20 protein-coding genes and 1 tRNA gene are annotated in these 20,164 nt (G+C 66.8%); 7 read left to right on the top strand and 14 right to left on the bottom strand.

Features of this window, described 5'->3' with window-relative positions; translation table 11 throughout:
- Window positions 1-305: 305 nt before the first annotated feature.
- The 3 genes from IEW15_RS09445 (at window position 306) to IEW15_RS09435 (ending at window position 2,108) form a co-directional block, all read left to right on the top strand.
- Window positions 306-1,079, top strand: coding sequence for a thermonuclease family protein (locus IEW15_RS09445; protein WP_229707962.1), 774 nt, complete (start codon window positions 306-308; stop codon window positions 1,077-1,079).
- A 167-nt stretch (window positions 1,080-1,246) separates the two neighbouring features.
- Window positions 1,247-1,606, top strand: a complete 360-nt coding sequence (locus tag IEW15_RS09440) for a hypothetical protein (protein ID WP_188577163.1) — start codon at window positions 1,247-1,249, stop codon at window positions 1,604-1,606.
- A 37-nt stretch (window positions 1,607-1,643) separates the two neighbouring features.
- Window positions 1,644-2,108, top strand: a complete 465-nt coding sequence (locus tag IEW15_RS09435; RefSeq protein ID WP_229707961.1) for an anti-virulence regulator CigR family protein — start codon at window positions 1,644-1,646, stop codon at window positions 2,106-2,108.
- A 130-nt stretch (window positions 2,109-2,238) separates the two neighbouring features.
- Here the strand turns inward: IEW15_RS09435 and IEW15_RS09430 are convergent, their stop codons facing one another.
- Entirely contained in the window at window positions 2,239-2,712 is a 474-nt protein-coding gene (locus IEW15_RS09430) for a DUF6362 family protein (RefSeq protein ID WP_188577162.1), read from the bottom strand.
- A 139-nt stretch (window positions 2,713-2,851) separates the two neighbouring features.
- Here IEW15_RS09430 and IEW15_RS09425 point away from each other — a divergent pair, with 139 nt between their 5' ends.
- Complete coding sequence (locus tag IEW15_RS09425; protein WP_188577161.1) at window positions 2,852-3,586, top strand: XRE family transcriptional regulator; 735 nt, start codon at window positions 2,852-2,854, stop codon at window positions 3,584-3,586.
- On the opposite strand, the gene IEW15_RS09420 is transcribed toward IEW15_RS09425, so the two are convergent.
- From IEW15_RS09420 to IEW15_RS09410, 3 genes are read right to left on the bottom strand one after another with little or no spacing between them, the layout of a single operon-like run.
- Window positions 3,577-4,083, bottom strand: coding sequence for a hypothetical protein (locus IEW15_RS09420; RefSeq protein ID WP_188577160.1), 507 nt, complete (start codon window positions 4,081-4,083; stop codon window positions 3,577-3,579). The two genes, IEW15_RS09425 and IEW15_RS09420, sit on opposite strands and share 10 nt — an antisense overlap.
- Window positions 4,083-4,688, bottom strand: a complete 606-nt coding sequence (locus IEW15_RS09415) for a glycoside hydrolase family 108 protein (protein WP_188577159.1) — start codon at window positions 4,686-4,688, stop codon at window positions 4,083-4,085. Before IEW15_RS09415 ends, IEW15_RS09420 begins: the two co-directional genes overlap by 1 nt.
- A 13-nt stretch (window positions 4,689-4,701) precedes the next feature.
- Window positions 4,702-5,025, bottom strand: a complete 324-nt coding sequence (locus IEW15_RS09410; protein ID WP_188577158.1) for a phage holin family protein — start codon at window positions 5,023-5,025, stop codon at window positions 4,702-4,704.
- A 340-nt stretch (window positions 5,026-5,365) separates the two neighbouring features.
- On the opposite strand from IEW15_RS09410, the gene IEW15_RS09405 reads away from it, so the two are divergent.
- A complete protein-coding gene (locus tag IEW15_RS09405; RefSeq protein ID WP_188577157.1) occupies window positions 5,366-5,884 on the top strand; it encodes a flavin reductase family protein in 519 nt (172 codons plus the stop codon).
- Between the two features lie 147 nt (window positions 5,885-6,031).
- On the top strand, window positions 6,032-7,522 hold the full coding sequence (locus IEW15_RS09400; RefSeq protein WP_188577156.1) for a phospholipase D-like domain-containing protein: 1,491 nt from the start codon (window positions 6,032-6,034) through the stop codon (window positions 7,520-7,522).
- A gap of 93 nt (window positions 7,523-7,615) precedes the next feature.
- Here IEW15_RS09400 and IEW15_RS09395 read toward each other — a convergent pair.
- The 7 genes from IEW15_RS09395 to IEW15_RS09365 form a co-directional block, all read right to left on the bottom strand.
- A tRNA-Lys gene (locus tag IEW15_RS09395) sits at window positions 7,616-7,691 on the bottom strand.
- A gap of 125 nt (window positions 7,692-7,816) precedes the next feature.
- Complete coding sequence (gene rodA / locus IEW15_RS09390) at window positions 7,817-8,968, bottom strand: rod shape-determining protein RodA (RefSeq protein ID WP_188577155.1); 1,152 nt, start codon at window positions 8,966-8,968, stop codon at window positions 7,817-7,819.
- On the bottom strand, window positions 8,965-10,986 hold the full coding sequence (gene mrdA / locus IEW15_RS09385; RefSeq protein ID WP_188577154.1) for a penicillin-binding protein 2: 2,022 nt from the start codon (window positions 10,984-10,986) through the stop codon (window positions 8,965-8,967). The genes rodA and mrdA overlap by 4 nt, the downstream gene beginning before the upstream one ends.
- 76 nt (window positions 10,987-11,062) lie before the next feature.
- Window positions 11,063-11,578 (bottom strand): rod shape-determining protein MreD, encoded by a 516-nt coding sequence (gene mreD / locus IEW15_RS09380; RefSeq protein ID WP_188577153.1) that lies wholly within the window; start codon window positions 11,576-11,578, stop codon window positions 11,063-11,065.
- 145 nt (window positions 11,579-11,723) lie between these two features.
- A complete protein-coding gene (mreC, locus tag IEW15_RS09375) occupies window positions 11,724-12,635 on the bottom strand; it encodes a rod shape-determining protein MreC (RefSeq protein WP_188577152.1) in 912 nt (303 codons plus the stop codon).
- Window positions 12,636-12,732: 97 nt separating this feature from the next.
- Complete coding sequence (locus tag IEW15_RS09370) at window positions 12,733-13,773, bottom strand: rod shape-determining protein (protein ID WP_188577151.1); 1,041 nt, start codon at window positions 13,771-13,773, stop codon at window positions 12,733-12,735.
- 266 nt (window positions 13,774-14,039) lie between these two features.
- Window positions 14,040-15,701, bottom strand: a complete 1,662-nt coding sequence (locus IEW15_RS09365) for a 2-isopropylmalate synthase (protein ID WP_229707960.1) — start codon at window positions 15,699-15,701, stop codon at window positions 14,040-14,042.
- Between the two features lie 769 nt (window positions 15,702-16,470).
- On the opposite strand from IEW15_RS09365, the gene IEW15_RS09360 reads away from it, so the two are divergent.
- Window positions 16,471-17,067, top strand: coding sequence for a DUF924 family protein (locus IEW15_RS09360; protein WP_188577150.1), 597 nt, complete (start codon window positions 16,471-16,473; stop codon window positions 17,065-17,067).
- Window positions 17,068-17,096: 29 nt separating this feature from the next.
- Here IEW15_RS09360 and IEW15_RS09355 read toward each other — a convergent pair whose 3' ends face one another.
- From IEW15_RS09355 to ilvN, 3 genes are all read right to left on the bottom strand, one after another.
- The gene (locus IEW15_RS09355) at window positions 17,097-18,188 is read right to left on the bottom strand and encodes a YihY/virulence factor BrkB family protein (RefSeq protein WP_229707959.1); all 1,092 of its coding nucleotides are present in this window, start codon (window positions 18,186-18,188) and stop codon (window positions 17,097-17,099) included.
- A 149-nt stretch (window positions 18,189-18,337) separates the two neighbouring features.
- The gene (gene ilvC, locus IEW15_RS09350) at window positions 18,338-19,354 is read right to left on the bottom strand and encodes a ketol-acid reductoisomerase (RefSeq protein ID WP_188577148.1); all 1,017 of its coding nucleotides are present in this window, start codon (window positions 19,352-19,354) and stop codon (window positions 18,338-18,340) included.
- A gap of 181 nt (window positions 19,355-19,535) precedes the next feature.
- A complete protein-coding gene (gene ilvN / locus IEW15_RS09345; protein ID WP_188577147.1) occupies window positions 19,536-20,081 on the bottom strand; it encodes an acetolactate synthase small subunit in 546 nt (181 codons plus the stop codon).
- Between the last annotated feature and the right edge of the window lie 83 nt (window positions 20,082-20,164).

Here is a 20,164-nt window from a genome sequence, read left to right as displayed (position 1 = left end):
GGAGGACGGGCCGCCTCACGCCGTCCCAGGCGACGGTGACGCTCTAAACCAGCCCGCCGCGCTCATTGCGCGACAGCCTCTATAGTGGCGCCACGCCGCCATGGTCAAGGCTGCGCATGCGGCCACAGGCCGACCATTTCTCAGCCAAGAGACACCAACGACCCGAATACATACCAAAGCATGCGCGCGGAGCGATGGCGCGTGCCGAATTTTCGCGGTACGGTTGCTACCATAAGTACAGTGATCCGTATAATCTCCCGGTTCAGTTGCCGTCTTTCGCGCAGCCCGACCCGGAGCCCGCCATCGTGTCCGTCGCCACCTCGACCACCCGCATCACGCTTTCGACCGCCCGCACCACCCTGACGCTGTGCCTGCTGAGCCTTGGCCTTGCCCTGTCGGGGCCGGCACAGGCCGCCGACATCACCGGGCGCGCCAGCGTGATCGATGGCGACACCATCGAGATCCAGGGGCAGCGCATCCGGCTCTATGCCATCGATGCGCCGGAAAGCTCCCAGATCTGCGCCGATGCCGACAACCGCGCCTGGCGGTGCGGGCGCGACGCGGCCCTGCTGCTCGACCGGCTGCTGTCCGGCCGCACCGTCGCCTGTACCACTGTCGACCGCGACCGCTATGGCCGCGTGGTGGCGCGCTGCGCCGTGGCTGGCGAGGATATGAACCGGCGGATGGTGGCCGAGGGGCTGGCCGTTGCCTATACCGCCTATGGCCGCGACTATGCGCCCGACGAGGCCGGGGCGCGAACAGCCCGGCGCGGGTTGTGGTCCGGGCGGTTCGTGATGCCATGGGATCATCGCAAAGGCGTGAAGCTGTCGCCGCCACCCGCCGGGCAGGCAGCACCCCCCGATCGCAAGCCGGCATCACCCGCCCCCGCCACCCCTGCGGCCGGGTCCGCCGCCGGCTGCAAGATCAAGGGCAACATCTCCAGCGATGGCCGCAAGCTGTATCACCTGCCCGGCGGGCGGTCTTACGAGCAGACCCGGATCAACGAGAGCGATGGCGAACGCTGGTTCTGCACCGAAGCCGATGCCCGGGCCGCCGGCTGGGCGAAGGCGGGCGGCTGAACGCCCTGAATCCGCACCCCGGCCTGTGCGACACCTTCTGTACGAGGCAAGGTCACAACCTGTTCATCGGCTGAACACAGCCGCCGGGCGCGGGGATGCGGCATGATCATCCGATCACGCCGCATATCCGAGATCTGCGGCCGGATCTGATGGAACGGAACAGACAGATGGACGACCCCCACCACCCACGCGCCTGCGAAAACGCCAGCCGCCGCCGCCTGGCCGGTCGTCGTGCCACGCGGCGTCGGCGGATCATCGTGACCGCCGCGGCCGGAACGGCGCTGGCCGCGATGCTGGGTGGCAACCCGGCCATTGCCGATGACGACCACGACCAGCCGGCCAGCCGACGCGTGATCGCGGCAATTCCCGGCCTGGAGGTCAGCCTGGTCATTCCGGCCGCAAGCGGGCATCCCAGCCGGTTGAACGGCCATGGCGACCGCTATTACGGCGATGACGACGATGATGACGACGGCGACCGCCTGTCGCGTCCGTTCGACCGCTTCGATGGGAATGATGATGATGACTGACCACAGGTCACGGTCTTTTGCGGCCATGATTGCCGCTATGGCCATTCTGGCCGCAAGTGCTGCAGTCGCTCAGCCCCCCGGCCATGCGAAAGGCGGCCATGGAGCCGGCGGCCCGGAGCAGGCGGCGCACGGCAAGGACAAGGCTGGCCGGGGCAGCCCCGACATCAAGGACCACGGTCATGACCGCGGCGGATCATATGCCCCGTCTTCGCTGATCACACTCAACGTCATCACCACCGACGAGCGCCGGATCATTTACGACTATATCAACCGCCACGACCCGCTGTTCAGGCCGGCGCCGCTGCCACCGGGGATCGCGCGCAATTACGCACGCGGCAAACCGCTGCCGCCCGGCATTGCGAAGAAGCAGTTGCCAGGGCCGCTGCTTGGCCGGCTGCCGCAGCGCGACGGCTATGAATGGCGGCAGGTCGGCTCTGACATCGTGCTTCTGGCCGCCGCGACCGGCATCATCGTCGACATACTGGACAATGTCATAGACTGATGATGACGGTCGTCATATGACCTCCTGCCCTGGCATGCCGCTTGCCCATGCGGAGTGCAACGGTATCCGCGCCATGCGGCGGGCGCCATGGCAGGAAGTCACACCATATATCCCACGCACATGCAGGCAGTCACATACGGGTGGAACGCCCGGTCTCCACGATCAGCGCATGGACCAGAGCCGCCTGCGCCAGTGCTCTCTGCCAGTGACGCCAGCATGTCGTGCGGTCGAGGTTCAGATCGCCGGCGATCACCTTCCACAGCCGGCCTTCGGCCCGGGCCCAGATGATCCGGCGATGCAGCGGGTCCAGCTTCAGGCCGATCTCCAGCGCCAGGTCCAGACGCGATATCTCGGCGGCCCCCGGCGCCGGCCCCCGGCTGGCGGCCACGCCCCTGCCGGCTGGCCGGTCGACGCCCAGCCCCAGTTCATCCCACGACACCCGCGCCCGCATCGGCCGCTCGGCCGGCGGCAGACGGCGCAACGTGTGAATGGCTTCATCGAACAGCGCCTTGACAGGCGCGAGCAGGTCCTGCGCGCCAGGCGCGTATCGGGCGTCGCGCTCCATATCATAGATCGTGCCCTTGGTGTCAAAGCTGTGGGTCATTGGACAGTGCCTCCCGTTTCAGTTGCGTCGCTTCAGATTGACCACGGATAGCCATCTGATCAAGCAAAATATGTCCGTTTTGGCCATTGCAATTTGCGGCCACATCGACCACTTTCTGGCCATGGATAACCGCATTCGCATGTGGCGTGAACGCCGCGGCTTGACCATGGCGGAGCTTGGTCAGCGCGTCGGCACCGAAGCGTCACAGATCAACAAGCTGGAAAAAGGCAACCGTCGGTTGACAGCCGAATGGATGGGCAGGCTTGCCCGGGCGCTGGATTGCGCGCCCGCCGACCTGTTGATGCCTGACCCGGCCGGATTGGCCGCAGAACTTGGCGAAGCGCCGCCACCGCCATCGCCCCTGGCGCCACCCGCCGGCTATGCCGCCACCGGCCATATGGCATCGGGGCCCCGCCGCACTGCCGCCGGCCATGATGTGCCGACCGATGCGGTCACCCTGACCGGGGCCGCGCCACGCGACCTGCCGGTGTTCGGCGCGGCGGTGGGCGGCGACGACGGCGCCTTCGATTTCAACGGTGCCGTCAACGAATATGTCGCCCGCCCCCCGATCCTGGCCGGTGTTGCCAACGGCTATGCGGTCTATGTTCAGGGCGAGAGCATGGAACCGCGCTATTTTGCCGGCGAACTGGTGCATGTGAACCCCAACCGGCCCATCACCGCCGGCTGTTTCGTGGTGGTTCAGATCCGCACCGGCGACCCGCACATGCCGACGCGCGGCCTGATCAAACAGTTCGTCCGCCGCACGGCGTCGCGGCTGTGCCTGCGCCAGTTCAATCCGCGTGCCGATCTGGATCACGATCTGGCCAGCGTGCTGACCGTGCATCGCATCGTCGGTGCCAGCGATTACGGTTGATCGCCTGCCGTCAGGCGACGCGCAAGTCGCGCCTCGACCATCCGCTCCACGGCATCGGGGCCGATCTTCAGCCGGCGCAGGGCATCCGGCACCGTCGCCCGCAGATAGGTTGCCGCCGCTTCGGCGATGTCGCCCCCGGCCGGGCCTGCGCCCGGCACCACGCCCGGCTGACCCAGCGCCCGATCAACCGCACGCTCCAGCGCCGCCTCAAGATAGGCGCGCACCCGGTCGTCGCGGGCGACACCCGCCCAGCTTGCAATCCGGCCCAGCGCCCAGGCACCCGCCACCATCACCGCGGCACCGGCAAGCTCACCGACGGCACCGCCCAGACGATCGGCCACCAGGCCGGCCGCCACCGTGACCAGCATGTCGATACCGGTGGTCTCGGCCGGGGTCAGGTCGAGGCTGGTGGCCGCCATGGCCGATACGGCCATAAACGGCGAGAGCCCGGCCACCATGGCCATGGTGGCGAGGGTGGTCCATCTCCGGCAGGTCATCACACCGCCTCCCGCTCAACCCCGCGCGGGCCGGTCAACACCAGCGCGCGGGCGTGAAGGTCGAACACCCGCCGCATCCAGCCGCGGCCAAAGCGCGGAAATCCCGGACGGGTGACATAGATCTGCACGCGCCCCACGGCCATCTCGCCCAAGGCATCGGTCAGGCGCTGCGGTCGTTCGGCCACTGCGGCGGCGGCACTCAGGCTGCGTGGGCCGATCACCCCGTCGGGGGCGGTGCCCACCGCCTGCTGCAACAGCCGTGCGGCTCTGGGCACGCCCAGATTGACCGCCGTGTCGAAGGCAAACAGCGCCAGCGCCGGTGGCAGCAGGTCGGCGCGCAAGGGCTGCCAGAACTGTGCGGCATACAGCGCCGCCGCATCGTCTCGGGTCAGCTTGCGGATCTGTGCAGGGTTCGCCTGCGGATCGACCCGGCGCAGAAACGCCAGGCTGATGCCCCAGCGGGTGATACCGCCCGGGTCCAGCGGGTCGTCGGTCACCTGACCGCCACCTTCCCAGGCCAACACGATACCGAGTGCGGCCGGAAACAGCCGCCCTGGCACAGGGGCACCAATGGCGGTACCGGAATCAAAGGAGATTGTGGTCATGATCGCACCTCCCCTATCCGCCACGACGTGTGGCGATCAGGCGCACGATCAGTTCCTCAAGGCCGCGTGGCCCGAGATAGGCGATGGTGACGATGGCCGCGGTGCGCGGCGGGCCGGTCAGGCCCAGCTGATGGGCCATGCCATCGGCGATCATCCCTATGGCGACCGCGGCGACCAGTTCCCACCAGAGATGTTTGGAAAAAAACCGCCGACGGCCGCGCTGAACCTCGCCCACATGGACGAGCAGCCGGCCCAGATAGGCGGCGAGAACGGTGAGGCCGATGAGGTCGGCGGTTTCCCGGATGCCCGACCACAGGCCCTGAAGAAAATCCGGCATACTGCGTGTGTCCCGGTTGATTGGCGATCAAGGCCGCCCTGACCGCGGATTGCGACAGACGCCTTGTGTCCCCAGCATGCCGCCCGAACACCGAAGCCGCATGCGTTGATATGCGGCAACTTGCGGCATCATTTCCGAAATCGGTCATCTTTTGATTGTGTCGCGAACCGAAGAGTAGTCTGCACGGGGTGGACTGCGTGGCATCAAGCCCCGGCACTGTCGACAGCCGGCCCGGTGCACCCTATCTTTGCGGAAGGTCACGGCGGCGCAGGCGATGGCCGTCCCGCCCTGCCGCCCCGCCTTGCCAACTGCCCCGCCGACACCCGGAAAGGTTACCGCCATGGATGACGCCACCCAGACAGCCCCTGTGGCGCCGGCCATGTTCCGGGCCGGGCTGCGGCGCCTGGCGGGCGGCGTGACCATCATCGCCACCGGCAGCCATGGCGCCCGTGCCGGGTTGACGGCAACCGCCGTGATGTCGCTGACCGCCGAGCCCCCCCGGCTGGCGGTCGCCATCAACCGCAACGCCGGCGCCCATGACCTGATCCTGGGTCAGCGCCGCTTCACCATCAATCTGCTGGCGGCCGATCATGGCCACCTTGCCCGGCTGTTCGCCGGCGGCGACCCGTCGCGCACGGGCGAGGCCCGGTTCGACGACAGCTTGTGGACGACCGGCCTGACCGGCGCGCCGTTGCTGGCGCCGGCTGCAGCCAGCCTGGATTGCCGGCTGGTCGACAGCCTGGGCTTTGAAAGCCACACGCTGCTGGTCGGCGCCGTGGTCGACGTGAAGGCTCGCGATGCCGCAACCGCGCTGATCTATCACGACGGCTGCTTTGCTGGGCTCACACCGATCGATTGACCCGGGTGCCGGCCCCTGCCCATTCATGCCACGCAGTCATCACTTGGTCGCGGCCTGCCGATCTGTTGGGATGCGTAGATGGCAGCGATCACTGACCAGACGGACAATCACACACTTGCAGATATGGCACGAGGCGGATATGGCACGATGGCGGACACGGATGCGTTTCCGGAGACAGCGCTTCTCGACGTCGGACGCAATTGCTGGCGGGTGGAGCGTGCCGACCGTTTCGCCCTGATCATCGACGCCGACGACTATTTCACCGCCGCAAGGCTGGCGATGATGTCGGCCAGGCGCAGCATTCTGCTGATCGGCTGGGATTTCGACGCCCGCATCAAGCTTGGCCCCACCGCGACCGACGGGCCGGTGAAGCTCGGCGATTTCATCCTGTGGCTGGCCCGGCGCACGCCTGGGCTGGAGATCCGGCTTCTGCGCTGGGACACCGGCGCGTTCAAGGCGCTGTTCCGGGGCGACACCATCTACAGCCTGCTGCGCTGGAAGATCCATCCGCGCATCACGCTGAAGCTGGACGGGGCACATCCCTTTGCCAGTTCCCATCACCAGAAGATCGTGGTGATCGACGACCGTCTGGCGTTCTGCGGCGGAATCGACATGACCGGCGATCGCTGGGACCGGCGCGCCCATGACGATCACGATCCCAACCGGCTGGGCCCCGACGGCCGCCCGCGCGGCCCCTGGCACGATGCCACCAGCGTGCTCGACGGTCCCGCCGCGGCGGCGCTGGCTGAACTGGCGCGCGATCGGTGGCTGGCGGCCACGGGCGAAATCCTGCCGCCGGTCAACGATGGTGTCGACTGCTGGCCAGCCCCGATGCAGCCCGGCTTCCGCAATGTCGACATCGCCATCGCCCGCACGCGGCCGAAGATGGACGGGGTGGAGCCGCAGCACGAGATCGAGGCGCTGTATCTGGATCTGATCGCGCGGGCCCGGCACCTGATCTATGCCGAAAGCCAGTATTTCGCCTCACGCCGCGCGGCGCGCGCCATCGCGGCCCGGCTGGTGGAGGATGACGGGCCCGAAATCATCATCATCAACCCGGTCACCGCCGATGGCTGGCTGGAGCCGGTGGCGATGGACACCGCCCGCGCCCGGCTGATCGAGGCGCTGCGCCGCATCGACCGGCATGGCCGGCTGAAGGTCTATCATCCCCACACCGAAGGCGGCGCACCGATCTATGTCCACGCCAAGATCACCATCGTCGACAACCGCTATCTGCGGATCGGCTCGTCGAACTTCAACAACCGGTCGATGCGGCTGGATACGGAATGCGACGTGGTGATCGACACCGACCTTCCCGCCAATGCCGGGCTTCAGGCCAGCATCGCCGATATCCGCAACGATCTGCTGGCCGAGCATCTGGGCACGACGCCCGAAATGGTCGCCGAACGCCACGACGCCCTGGGCTCGATGATCGCCGCGATCGAGGATCTGCGCGGGCCGGGCCGCAGCCTGCGGCCCTATGAACTGCCTGAGCTTTCGGCCACCGAGATCTGGCTGGCCGATAACGAGATCCTGGACCCGGAAGGCCCTGATGCGATCTTCGAGCCGCTGCACAAACGCGGCCTGTTCCGCAACTGGCGCCTGCCCCGCCGCCTGAGACGGCGGCAGGTGCGGTAAGGCCGGCGTCACGGATCTGCGAAACGCTCGAACCGATATGCAGACCACAGAAAAGGGGTTACGCCATATCCGGCGTAACCCCTTGTTCTAATTTGGTGGGCGCACAAGGGCTCGAACCTTGGACCCGCTGATTAAGAGTCAGCTGCTCTACCAACTGAGCTATGCGCCCGCAGTGCTGCGGTGGGCGGCTTATAGCAAGCGATGGCGGGGCTGCCAAGAGGTTTTCGTGGCGGCTTGCGACGTTTTTTCGACAAGCCGTCGGGCCTGTCCATCCAACGCCCTGATCTGTCGCGACTAATAGCCTTCCAGCCCCGGCTGGCGGCGCAGTTGGACATCGCGATGGGTGTTCACGCAGGCCAGCAGGCCGAAGGCGATCATCAGGGTCAACATTGCCGTGCCGCCATAGGACACCAGCGGCAGCGGCACGCCCACCACCGGGATCAGCCCCATCACCATCGCGATATTGATGAAGTAATACAGGAAGAAGGTCGATCCCACCCCCACCGCCACCAGCCGGCCGAACACCGTGCGGGCGCGCAGCGACACGCTGAGCGCATACATCACCACCGAAATGAATAGGATCAGCAGGGCGATACCGCCGATCAGGCCGAACTCCTCGGCATACATGGTGAAGATGAAATCGGTCTGCTTCTCGGGCAGGAATGACAGATGGCTCTGGGTGCCCTGCATGAAGCCCTTGCCAGTGACGCCCCCCGATCCCAGCGCAATCTTGGATTGGGTGATGTGATACCCGGCCCCCAACGGATCGCGCGACGGATCCATGAAGGTCATCACGCGCTCGCGCTGATATTGATGCAGCATCGTCCAGCCGACCGGCACCATGGCGCCGAACAGCGCCAGCACCACGATAAATTTCCACGCCCGGACACCCGCCGCGAAGAAAATGGCGCCGGCCCCCAGGACAAGCATGCCGGTGGTGCCAAGGTCGGGCTGGCGCAGCACCAGCAGGGCCGGCAGCAACACCATCACCAGCGGTGGCAGCAGGGTCACCGGCCGGCGGATATCCTCGGCGGTGCGGCCATGAAAATACCGGGCCAGCGCCAGCACGATGGCGATCTTCATCACCTCGGACGGCTGAATCTGGAAGAAGCCGAGATCGATCCAACGCTGGGCGCCCATGCCGATATCACCCATGATCTCCACCGCCACCAGCAGCACGAAGGCCAGACCATAGAGCGGATAGGCGAGTTTCAGCCACAGCTTCAGATCGGTCAGCCCGATCACGATCATCAGCGCCGTGCCGATGGCGAAGCGGATCATCTGGGCATTGGCCCAGGGGCTCAGGCTGCCATTGGCCGCCGAATACAGGATCAGGAAGCCGGTGCCGGCCACCAGCGACAGCAGCACCAGCAGGCCCCAGCCAAACGACCGGATACGCTGTGCCAATGTCAGGCGGGCCGGCGCCGTGGCGTCATGCAGGCTCATATCCTGTCTCCCCCGGTGGTCCCGCCACCGGTCCGGCTGGCCACCCGGCCGCCGGGGCTGGCCGGGCGCGTGGCATCAGATGGCGGTGGTGTGGGCGGAGCGCTCCGGCGCCGATCACGCTCGGCGCCAAGCGCTATGGTGGCCCGCAGGATATCGGCCACCACCGGCGCCGCCACGCCGCTGCCGCTGCCGCCATGCTCGATGATGCAGGAACAGGCATAGCGGGGGGCGTGCAGCGGGGCGAAGCCCACGAACAGGGCGTGGTCGCGTTCCAGCCAGGGCACGTCCTCGGATTTATAGCGGCCGCTGTCGCGCTCCGCCCGGGTGATCCGTCGGACCTGCGCGGTGCCGGTCTTGCCGGCGAAGGCATAGGCCGGATCCTCGATCCGGGCCTTGTGCGCCGTGCCGCGGCGATGGTTGATCACCCGCCGCATGCCTTCCAGCACAAGTTCCAGATTGGTGCGGTCGACGCCGATCGCATCCGCCATCTGCAGGCCGCTTTCGGGCATCGGCAGCGGCGTATCGCCGACGCTGCCGTCATCGGCCATCGGCACTGCGGCATTCCACAGGCTCGCCCCTGCCGCGCGGGCATCGTCGATCTCGCGATACAGCCGCGGCACCACCGCCCGTCCGCCATTGGCCAGGCGCGCGGTCATCACCGCCAGTTGCAGCGGCGTGCTCAACACATAACCCTGGCCGATGCCGGCGATCAGGGTCTCGCCCTGCGTCCAGCCACGCCCACGCGCCGCCTGCTTCCAGTCCTTGGTCGGCATGAGGCCCGACTGTTCGCCCGGCAGGCCGATCTGCAGCCGGTGGCCCATGCCAAAACGCTGGCCCATGGCCGCGATCGCATCGATCCCCACCCGGCGGGCGATGTCATAAAAAAACACGTCACAGGACTGGGCGATGGCTTCAACCAGCCCGACCTCGCCATGGCCGCCACGCCGCCAGCAATGAAAGCGGTTGTCACCCATATCCAGATGGCCGGGGCAGAACACGGTGTGATCGCGCGAGATGACGCCCGATTCCAGCGCCGCCAGCGCCACCACCATCTTGAAGGTCGATCCGGGGGGATACTGGCCGCCCATCGCCTTGTTGATCAGCGGCGCCCGCGGGTTCGAGATCAGCTCGGTCCATTGGGCGATCGAAATGCCGCGGTCGAACAGGGTGGGATCGAATGTCGGCACCGAGGCCAGCGCCAGAATGTCGCCGGAATGGATGTCCATCACCACCGCCGCCGCGCTGTCGAAGGCGAGCCGCGCGGTGGCGAAGGTCTGAAGATCGGCATCCAGCGTCAGTTGAACGTCGTCGCCAGCCACGCCCTCGCTGCGGTCCAACTCGCGGATCTCACGGCCGAAGGCGTTCACCTCCACGCGGATATTACCCGCCCGGCCACGCAACCGCAGGTCCGCTGCCCGCTCGATGCCCGATTTGCCGATCCGGAAATCGGGCAGTCCCAGCAGCGGATCGCCATCGAGATCCTTCTCCGACGGTGCGCCGACATAGCCCACGATATGGGCCATGGTCGATCCCATCGGATATTCGCGCGCCAGCCCGACATCGATCATCACGCCGGCCAGATCGGGGCCGTTGACCTCGACCTTGGCGACCTCGTCCCAGGTCAGATTGTCGCGCACCGGCAGGGCCGCAAAGCGGCGACGGCGCTCGGCATCCCGCAGCACCCGGGCCTGCATCTCCTCGGGCAGATCGACCAGTTCCGACAGGCTGGTCAGCACCTGTTGCAGATTGGTTGCCTGTTCGGGCACCACCAGCAGGCGGTAATTCTCGCGGTTCAGGGCCAGCACCCGGCCGTCGCGATCGAAGATCCGGCCGCGCGGCGGCGCCAGCAGGCGCAGGCTGATCCGGTTATCGTCGGCCAACGTGCGATAGCGGGCAGCTTCGGACACCTGCAGATACCACATGCGGGCACCCAGCACGCCGGTCAGCAGCACCTGCGCACCACCCAGAAGCAGGGTGCGGCGGGTGATCAGCCTGTGTCGGTTCTGTTCTTCGCGCATCGGGGCTTCCGCATCATGCCGGGATCACAGGCACGGGCCCAAGGCGGGCCGGCACGCCATGGCGACGTCAGGGATATCAGCGCCGGCGCAGTGCCAGCGCGTGGATCTGGCCCAGCAGCCAGGCTGCCGGCGGATAGGCGGCGACGCTCGCCGCCCACTGGGCGATCGCCGGGGCCGGCGACAGCGCCGTCCAGGCATAGATCATGGTGGTCAGCCAGACGAGGCCGCAGGCAACGAAGGCCACCGCCGCAAACGCCGCCCAGATCAGCAGGAACGATTTGCCGCGGAACACCTTGCGCTGGCTGACCAGCATGCCGCGCACCACCAGCAGCACCAGCGCCGTCTGTCCAAGCGGACCCCAGCCGATGGCGTCCTCGACCAGTCCCAGAATGAACACCGCCCAGTAAGGCAGCCGGTCAGGACGATAGATGCTCCAATACGTCACCGCGATCAAGGCCGCCCAGGGCATCATCGCGGTGCCGCCCAGCCGATACCAGGGGGCAGCGGCCATCAGCACCAGCGCCAGGCTGACCAGAAACGGCACCGCCGCACGCACCCAGTGGTCGAGTTTCTGAAGCAGGGTCTCGTTCATCGCCGCGCGCCCGCCATGCCGCCACGGCGGCAGAGCCCGCCGGTCTCCGCGGCATTGCCGCCACCGAGGGACAATGTCACTCCGACGTCACCTTCATGGGGCCATCGTATTCGTGGAAGCTGGCACGGTCACAGGGACGTCATCCTCAGCGCGCGGAGGTCGGGGCCGGGGTCGGCGGCACAGGCAGGGCCGGAGACGGTTCCGGAACCCTCGCCGGCTCGAATTCGGTGCCGAGCAGGATGCGCACGAAATCGAGCCGCCGCCAATCCACGAACGGCTCGACCCGGGCCATGCCGTCATCGATGGCCATCACCCGGCCGACGGCCAGACCAGGCGGGAACACACCGCCCTCCCCCGATGTCACGACGCGCGCGCCGACCTGCGGCAGGGCATGGGCCGGCAGATAGGCCAGTGCCGGGCGCGACGAATTGTCGCCGGCCAGAATCGCCCGCTGTCCGGTGCCGTCGGCGGTTTCAACCGTCACCGGCACCCGACTGTTCAGGTCCGACAGCAGCAGCAGCCGCGACGAGGTTTCACCCACCTGGATCACCCGCCCGACCAGCCCGGCCGAGGTGACGGCGATGCCGTCACGGGCCATGCCGTCGCGGGCGCCGGCGGAAATCAGCAGGGTGCGCACGAAGGGGCCGCCGGTATCGGCCAGAATGCGAGCCGACAGGAAGCGCTGTTCCGGATCCGGCACCACACCCAACTGGCGCCGGAGCGCGGTGTTCTCGGCCGCCAGCCGCAGGGCAACCTGCTCCCAATGGCGCAGGCGTTCGTTCTGCTCGGTCAGCCGGGTGTTCTCGGCGGCCAGATTGGTCAGGTCGTCGATGCGGTCAGTCAGGCCGGTCAGGCTGGCCACCGGACGCGAGAACAGCTCCAGCGCCGGGGCTGCGGCGTCGGCGATCGTGGTGCGCAGCTGGGTTGCCGGCACGACATCGAAACGGGTCGCGATCATCAACCCCACCGCCCCGATCATCAGCGCACCGAAGGCAAAACGGTGCGCCAGTTGGCGAAGCGGTTGGGCCACGGCGCGGCCATATCCGAAGGGCTTCACGGTCCGATCTCCCCAAAGCAGGGGTTCGTCTCGCTATCAAGCATGACACGAGACCGGCCGATATACCACCGGCCGGTCGCGTGAGCATTCTGAGCGGTCAGTACTGCTCGTACAGAACGTGTTTCAGCTTTTTCATCTCTTCCAGCGCCCGGCCGGTGCCCAGAGCCACGCAGGACAGCGGATCGTCGGCGATCGAGACCGGCAGGCCAGTCGCATTGCGCAGCACCAGGTCCAGATTGCCCAGCAGCGCGCCACCACCGGTCAGCACGATGCCCTTGTCGACGATGTCGGCCGCCAGTTCGGGGGCGGTATGCTCCAGCGCCACCTTCACCGACTCGACGATCGCGCCCACGGGCTCGGTCAGGCTTTCGGCGATCTGGCGTTCCGTGATCACGATCTCGCGCGGCACGCCGTGCATCAGGTCACGGCCCTTGATCTGCAGCACCTTGCCGTCGCCATCGGCCGGCGGGCAGGCCGATCCGATCTCGGTCTTGATCCGTTCGGCGCTCGACTCGCCGATCAGCAGGTTATGGTTGCGACGGATATAAGCGATGATCGCCTCATCCATCTTGTCGCCGCCCACACGCACGGACCGCGAATAGACGATGCCGCCCAGCGACAGCACCGCCACCTCGGTGGTGCCGCCGCCGATATCGACCACCATCGACCCGGTCGGCTCGGTCACCGGCAGGCCGGCGCCGATCGCCGCCGCCATCGGTTCCTCGATCAGGAACACCCGGCGGGCACCGGCGCTTTCGGCCGATTCCTGGATCGCCCGGCGCTCGACCGCGGTCGAGCCAGAGGGGACGCAGACGATGATCTGCGGGCTCGCGAAGGTGCGACGGTTGTGCACCTTGCGGATGAAGTGCTTGATCATCTCTTCGGCAACTTCGAAATCGGCGATGACGCCGTCGCGAAGCGGGCGGATCGCCTCGATATTGCCGGGCGTGCGGCCAAGCATCAGCTTGGCCTCCTCGCCGACGGCGAGAACCTGCTTCTTGCCCTTGATGTTCATGATGGCGACCACTGACGGCTCATTGAGCACGATGCCGCGGCCCTTCACATAAACGAGCGTGTTGGCAGTGCCGAGGTCGATGGCCATGTCGGCCGAGAGGATGCCGAGGAGGCTCGAGAACATGTAGCTGGCTTTGCTCGCTGGATCTGGTCTGTCTGTCGTCCGACCGGATGACGTGGCCGACGGCGTCGAAGCTGGCGCCCTCGCAACTCGTCTGACGAGCGGGCGGGCGAACGCGGCGAGATTACGCCACATTCTGTCCCGCATTGAAACCGCCAATTCAGTGTCTTGGCATCAAACGCGTCGGCGCCCGCGGACCGGGCGGGGGCCGGTCCGCGGGCGCCGTCCGTCCGGCGGGGGTGCCGAAACGGGAAGGCCGGATCAGGCGGTCAGATCGCGGCGCTGCGGATCGCCGGATCGGCCGCCTCTTCAGGGGCATCGGCCGCTTTCTCAAGCAGCTTGGCCAGGGCATTCACATAGGCGCTGGCCGATGCGACCACGGTGTCGGGATCAGACCCGGTGCCGCCATGGCTGCGGCCGCGGGCCTTCAGGCGCACGGTCACCCGCGCCTGGGCGTCGGTGCCCTCGGTGACCGCATGCACCTGATACAGTTGCAGCACCGCTTCATGCGGGATCGCCTTGCGGATCGCGTCGAACACCGCATCGATCGGGCCATTGCCGCCGGCGCTGGCCGAATGGGGGCTGCCATGCTGCTCGATGGTGACCGTGGCATTGTGGTCCACACCGATGCCGCAGGCGACCGACAGCGCGACCAGCTTCAGGCTTTCGCCCTCATGGCCCACCTCGTCGCTGACCAGGGCGACCAGATCGTCGTCGAACACGGTCTTCTTGCGATCGGCCAGATCCTTGAACCGGCGGAACGCGTCTTCAACCGCATTGTCGCCCAGTTCGAAGCCCAGCTCCTTCAGCTTGGTCTTGAAGGCATGACGGCCGGAATGCTTGCCCATCACCAGCGACGACTTGTTCACGCCCACCGATTCAGGGGTCATGATCTCGTAGGTCTGGGCATTCTTCAGCATTCCGTCCTGATGGATGCCGCTTTCATGCGCGAAGGCATTCCGGCCCACGATCGCCTTGTTGTACTGGATCGGGAAGCCGGTCACCGCCGACACAAGCTGCGACGCCTGGGTGATGGTGCTGGTGTCGATGCCGGTACGCACCCCCATGATGTCGGCGCGGGTGCGCAGCGCCATCACGATCTCTTCCAGCGCCGCGTTGCCCGCGCGCTCGCCGATGCCGTTGACAGTGCATTCCACCTGCCGGGCACCGGCCGCGACCGCCGCCAGCGAATTCGCCACCGCCAGGCCCAGATCGTTATGGCAATGGGCCGACAGGATCGCCTTGTCGATATTGGCGACGTTGTCGCGGATCGCCCGGATCAGCGCGATGTATTCCTCAGGCACGGTATAGCCCACCGTGTCGGGGACGTTGATCGTGGTGGCGCCGCTCGCGATCGCCACGTCGATCGCCTTGAACAGAAATTCGGGTTCGGTGCGGGTGCCGTCCTCGCACGACCATTCCACATCGTCGGTGAAGCGGCGGGCGAAGGATACGCTGTCGGCGATCGCCTCCAGAACCTGCGCCTCATCCATGTTCAGCTTGAACTTGCGATGCAGCGGGCTGGTGGAGATGAAGGTGTGGATGCGCTTGCGGCGCGCGGGCTTCAGCGCTTCGGCCGCCCGTTCGATATCGGCATGTTTCGCGCGCGCCAGGCTGCAGATCACCGCCTCACGCGACCGCTCGGCAACCTTGTAGACCGACTCGAAATCGCCGTTCGATGCGATGGCGAAGCCGGCCTCGATCACGTCGACGCCCAGCCGCTCCAGCATCTCGGCCACGCGCAGCTTCTCGTCCAGCGTCATCGACGCACCGGGGCACTGCTCGCCGTCGCGCAGCGTGGTGTCGAAGATCACCACCCGGTCGCCGGCATTGACGGCGGTGGCGTTGGTGGTGTCCACGGCCTGATGGGCAGCGGCACCAGGGCGGTCGGGACTGGTGGCCTGGGCGGGGTTATTGGTCTGGGTGGTCATGGCAGGAGCCTTGCTTCGGATAAGAGGCAGACCCGGTCCAGCGGGTCCGAACGCCAGTACATGTATGGCGATCATGTCGCCAGACATGTGGTTCTGTCTCTTCTCCCCTGAGCGTGTGTCACCGGCGATTGATCGCGCGGCTGACGGTACGGCGCTCAGGGGCCGATAAGTCGAAGCGAAAGCGCAAGGCCGAGAAGGATGACGACAAATCCGCCAGAGGCCATGACCATCATGTCGGCCCGCAGCGCGTCGACACGCGCAACATCCACGGCCCGCGCAGATGCGCGACGGCGTGCGATGGTGGCTGTGCTGTGCGGCTGGTGAGACATGATGTCCGGTTCTGGATGTTCAGTCGTGGTGGATTTGCCAGTGGCTGCATGGCATGCGGTGGCGGCATCTTCGTCCGCTCACCACATCATGGCCGACATCGACACGCATGTCGACCGGGTATCCGGCACACGATGCGACCCGAATGGATAACACCGTGATTGGAACGATTACAGACAAGGCCGCGGGGTGTCCAGTGCAAAAACCGCATATGAGACATTTTCCAATCACTTCCGCCTCGATTAGGGCAATATTCTTGTCCTTGTTTGGGAGCATTCGCCCGCGGGCGGGCACCGGATCAGGTGCACATCCCGCGATTGTCCACTGGATTTCCACCCGGCCACCCGGTCAGGATGGGAGACCCCTATCCCAGCAAGCCCCTATCCCAGCAGGCCCCCATCCCAGCACGCCCCTATCCCGTCTGCCGACCCGGAGAGCTGACATGATCACCGACATTGCCGCCGCCCTGCACGCCGAGGACGTCGCGGCCGCCGATCCCGGCGCCGCCGGCCGCGTGGTCGACTTCTGGTTCGGCGAGCTTGGCCCCGACGACTGGTTCGGCGCCGGCGATGCCTTGGACGACGTGATCCGTGACCGCTTCGCCCGCGTCCATGCCGGGGCCATCAGGGGGGTCTGCGCCGGATGGCGGGTCGAGCCCTATGGCCGGCTGGCCGAGATCCTGCTGCTGGACCAGTTCTCGCGCCATATCCACCGCGGCACACCCCGGGCTTTCGCCGCCGACCCGATGGCGCTGGCCCTGGCGCAGGAAGCCGTGGCACGCGGCCATGATCAGCGCCTGCCGCCCCTGCACCGCCAGTTCGTCTATCTGCCGTTCATGCATTCAGAAAGCCTGCTGGTCCACGATCAGGCGGTGGCGCTGTACGAAGCGCTGGGCGACGCCAATGCGCTGGATTTCGAATACCGGCACCGCGACATCCTGCGGCGATTCGGCCGCTATCCGCATCGCAACGCGATGCTGGACCGCAACACCACCCCCGACGAGGCCCGCTTCCTGACCGAGCCCGGATCGGAGTTCTGAGTGGCCGCCACCGCCGGTGACGGCACCGTTCAGGGCAGCCGGCCCAGCGTGTCGGCGACATAGGCATCGCGCCGGCCCATCGGCTTCTGCGGGTCGTCGGTGCTGTCGCAGGCGGTCTGGTGTTCCAGTTCGGCGTTCAGTTCGGCGCCCACCAGCACGATCATCACGGAAATCCAGATCCAGGTCATGAACACCACCACCGCCCCCAGCGAGCCATAGGTGCGGTCATAGGCGGCGATGTTGCTGACATACCAGGAAAATCCCAGCGACCCCGCCAGCCAGACCAGCGTCGCCAGACAGCCGCCGGGGGTGACCCAACGCCATTTCGCCGACCGGCGGCTCGGCGCATAGCGGTAGAGAATGCTGGTGCCCAGAGCCACCAGCACCATCAGCAGCGGCCAGCGCCCCAGGCTGATCAACTGTTCGGCGACGAGGCCGAGGGGCAGCAGGTCCAGCGCCACCGGCAGCAGCGCCAGCGCCGCCAGCATCAGGGCCGTGAACAGAATGGCCACCAGCGTGAAGCCCAGCGTCACCAGGGTGAACACCACGAACGACCGATCCTCGCGCTCGCCATAGGCGACATCGAGCGCGTCGAACATCGCCTTCATGCCCAGATTGGCGCTCCACAGCGCGAAGCCCAGGCTGAAGGCAAGGCCGAAACTCAGGCGGTCCTGAGGCTGTGCCGCCACCCGCCGCATCTGGTCGCCCATCAGTTGCACGGCGCTGTCGGGCAGAATGCCGCCCAGCACCCTGATGTGCTCGACCACCGCCGAGGGGTCAGAAAACAGGCCATAGATCGAGATCAGCGCGGTGATGCCGGGAAAGATCGCCAGCAGAGTGTAGAAGGCGACACCGGCGGCTACCGCCTCCACCCGGTCGTCGATCACCTGCAGGGCGGTGCGCCAGATGATGTCCTTCCAGCCGCGGATGGGCATGTGAAGCGGGCTGGTCGCCTGCCGGCCGCGGGCCGCGTGTTCGGCGGGGCTGCCATCCGGGTCCAGCCGGGTTTCGGCCTCGCCCCGCAGCCGGCCCGCCTTCGGTGCCCGGCGGGCGTCGGGGATCTGCTCGGGTCGCCTGCCAGCGTCTGTCCTGCCGGCGTCCGTCCTGTCTGCGTCTGTCATGCCTGCCGGTCCGCTCTCCTGTCGCGCCATGGCCGATGGCTCAACATGAGGGTGGCAGTGCAGGTTCCGCATCCGCCCGAACGATCAGGGGCGGCGCCCCCCTCTCGGGAAGCGCCGCCCCTGATACCGGCCGCGATTGCGGCGGCAGATCAGTTCTTGGTCTTGTCGACCAGCCGGTTGGCCGAGATCCACGGCATCATCGCGCGCAGCTTCTCGCCGACCTCTTCGATCTGATGGGTGGCATGGCCACGGCGCATGGCCTTGAAGCTCGACTGGCGAGCTGCATTCTCAAGCACCCAGTCGCGGGTGAAGCGGCCGCCCTGAATGTCTTCAAGGATCTTCTTCATCTCGGCCTTCACCTCGGGGGTGATGACCCGCGGGCCCGACACGTAGTCGCCGAATTCGGCGGTGTTCGAGATCGAGTAACGCATGTTGGCGATGCCGCCCTCATACATCAGATCGACGATCAGCTTCATCTCGTGCAGGCATTCGAAATAGGCCATCTCGGGGGCATAGCCCGCCTCGACCAGGGTTTCGAAGCCGGCGGTGATCAGATGGGTCACGCCGCCGCACAGCACGGCCTGCTCGCCGAACAGGTCGGTCTCGCACTCTTCCTTGAAGCTGGTCTCGATGATGCCGGCGCGACCGGCACCAAGGCCGCAGGCATAGGACAACGCGATTTCAAGCGCGTTGCCCGACACGTCCTGCGCCACGGCCACCAGGCTCGGCACGCCGCCGCCCTTGACGTATTCGCTGCGCACCGTGTGGCCGGGGCCCTTGGGCGCGATCATGAACACGTCGATGTCCTTGCGGGGCTCGATCAGCCCGAAATGGATCGACAGGCCATGGGCGACCGCCAGAGCGGCACCTTCCTTCAGATTGTCGCGCAGATCCTGCTCATACAGATCGGCATGAAGCTCGTCCGGGGTCAGCACCATGACCAGATCGGCGGTCTGGGCGGCCTTGTCGGGGGTCATGACGGTGAAGCCCGCACCCTCGGCCTTGGCAACGGTCGCCGACCCTGCACGCAGGCCCACGATCACGTTGACGCCGCTGTCACGGAGGTTAGCGGCATGGGCGTGGCCCTGGCTGCCATAGCCGATGATCGCGACCGTCTTGGTCTTGATCAGGTTCAGGTCGGCATCGCGATCGTAGTAGACGCGCATGGTTCTGTTGTTTCCTCTGTTGATGTCGCGGGCGGTCCGCAAGCTGTTCTCTGCCGCCCTTGACCCTGTCGTCGCATGCCTCGCGCTGAAGATCGACCGCAAGCGACGTCATATGGACCAGTGGTGTCGTGATATGGACCAGCGGGCGCACCCGATGGTCGCAAGCGGTGTGCCGGCCGCGTCAGGCCGGCTCGTAATTGCCCCGTTCCGACGACAGCGGCTCGGCGCCGCGCGACAGGGCGGCGATGCCGGTGCGGGCAACGTCCACCAGCCCCAGTGGCCGCATCAGGTTGATGAACGCCTCGATCTTCTCGGTCGAACCGGTCATCTCGAAGATGAAGCTCTCATGGGTGCTGTCGACCACGCGGGCGCGGAAGATATCGGCGATGCGCAGCGACTCGACCCGCCGTTCACCGGTCGAGGCCACCTTGACCAGCGCCAGTTCGCGACCGACGAACGGCCCGCTCTGGGTCAGATCGGTGACGGTGTGGATCGGCACCAGCCGGGTCAACTGCGCCTTGATCTGCTCGATGATCATCGGCGTGCCCGAGGTGACGATGGTGATCCGCGACCGGGTGCGGCCCTCGTCCACCTCGGCAACCGTCAGGCTGTCGATGTTATAGCCGCGGCCGGAAAACAGGCCGATGACCCGGGCCAGCACGCCGCTTTCATTGTCGACCAGCACCGACATGGTGTGCTGGGTGATCTGTTCGTTCTGGATGACCATGGAAACTCGCCGTCGGATTTGGTGCAGACGTCGGGAACGGGCCGGCGGGACATGGTGCCCGAGCCGGCCCCGGGGGCGGCAGG

The organism is Tistrella bauzanensis, from assembly GCF_014636235.1.
Taxonomy (GTDB): Bacteria; Pseudomonadota; Alphaproteobacteria; order Tistrellales; family Tistrellaceae; genus Tistrella; species Tistrella bauzanensis.
The sequence above is the reverse complement of the archived record's forward strand: the minus strand, read 5'-3'. Positions and strand labels throughout refer to the sequence as shown.

Excerpts from the sequence above, each read along its gene's own strand:
- IEW15_RS09440 (WP_188577163.1), top strand. The coding sequence starts at position 1,247 with ATGGACGACCCCCACCACCCACGCGCCTGCGAAAACGCCAGCCGCCGC.
- IEW15_RS09435 (WP_229707961.1), top strand. The coding sequence starts at position 1,644 with ATGGCCATTCTGGCCGCAAGTGCTGCAGTCGCTCAGCCCCCCGGCCAT.
- IEW15_RS09430 (WP_188577162.1), bottom strand. The coding sequence starts at position 2,712 with ATGACCCACAGCTTTGACACCAAGGGCACGATCTATGATATGGAGCGC.
- IEW15_RS09425 (WP_188577161.1), top strand. The coding sequence starts at position 2,852 with ATGTGGCGTGAACGCCGCGGCTTGACCATGGCGGAGCTTGGTCAGCGC.
- IEW15_RS09420 (WP_188577160.1), bottom strand. The coding sequence starts at position 4,083 with ATGACCTGCCGGAGATGGACCACCCTCGCCACCATGGCCATGGTGGCC.
- IEW15_RS09415 (WP_188577159.1), bottom strand. The coding sequence starts at position 4,688 with ATGACCACAATCTCCTTTGATTCCGGTACCGCCATTGGTGCCCCTGTG.
- IEW15_RS09410 (WP_188577158.1), bottom strand. The coding sequence starts at position 5,025 with ATGCCGGATTTTCTTCAGGGCCTGTGGTCGGGCATCCGGGAAACCGCC.
- IEW15_RS09405 (WP_188577157.1), top strand. The coding sequence starts at position 5,366 with ATGGATGACGCCACCCAGACAGCCCCTGTGGCGCCGGCCATGTTCCGG.
- IEW15_RS09400 (WP_188577156.1), top strand. The coding sequence starts at position 6,032 with ATGGCGGACACGGATGCGTTTCCGGAGACAGCGCTTCTCGACGTCGGA.
- rodA (WP_188577155.1), bottom strand. The coding sequence starts at position 8,968 with ATGAGCCTGCATGACGCCACGGCGCCGGCCCGCCTGACATTGGCACAG.
- mrdA (WP_188577154.1), bottom strand. The coding sequence starts at position 10,986 with ATGCGCGAAGAACAGAACCGACACAGGCTGATCACCCGCCGCACCCTG.
- mreD (WP_188577153.1), bottom strand. The coding sequence starts at position 11,578 with ATGAACGAGACCCTGCTTCAGAAACTCGACCACTGGGTGCGTGCGGCG.
- IEW15_RS09370 (WP_188577151.1), bottom strand. The coding sequence starts at position 13,773 with ATGTTCTCGAGCCTCCTCGGCATCCTCTCGGCCGACATGGCCATCGAC.
- IEW15_RS09365 (WP_229707960.1), bottom strand. The coding sequence starts at position 15,701 with ATGACCACCCAGACCAATAACCCCGCCCAGGCCACCAGTCCCGACCGC.
- IEW15_RS09360 (WP_188577150.1), top strand. The coding sequence starts at position 16,471 with ATGATCACCGACATTGCCGCCGCCCTGCACGCCGAGGACGTCGCGGCC.
- IEW15_RS09355 (WP_229707959.1), bottom strand. The coding sequence starts at position 18,188 with ATGACAGACGCAGACAGGACGGACGCCGGCAGGACAGACGCTGGCAGG.
- ilvC (WP_188577148.1), bottom strand. The coding sequence starts at position 19,354 with ATGCGCGTCTACTACGATCGCGATGCCGACCTGAACCTGATCAAGACC.
- ilvN (WP_188577147.1), bottom strand. The coding sequence starts at position 20,081 with ATGGTCATCCAGAACGAACAGATCACCCAGCACACCATGTCGGTGCTG.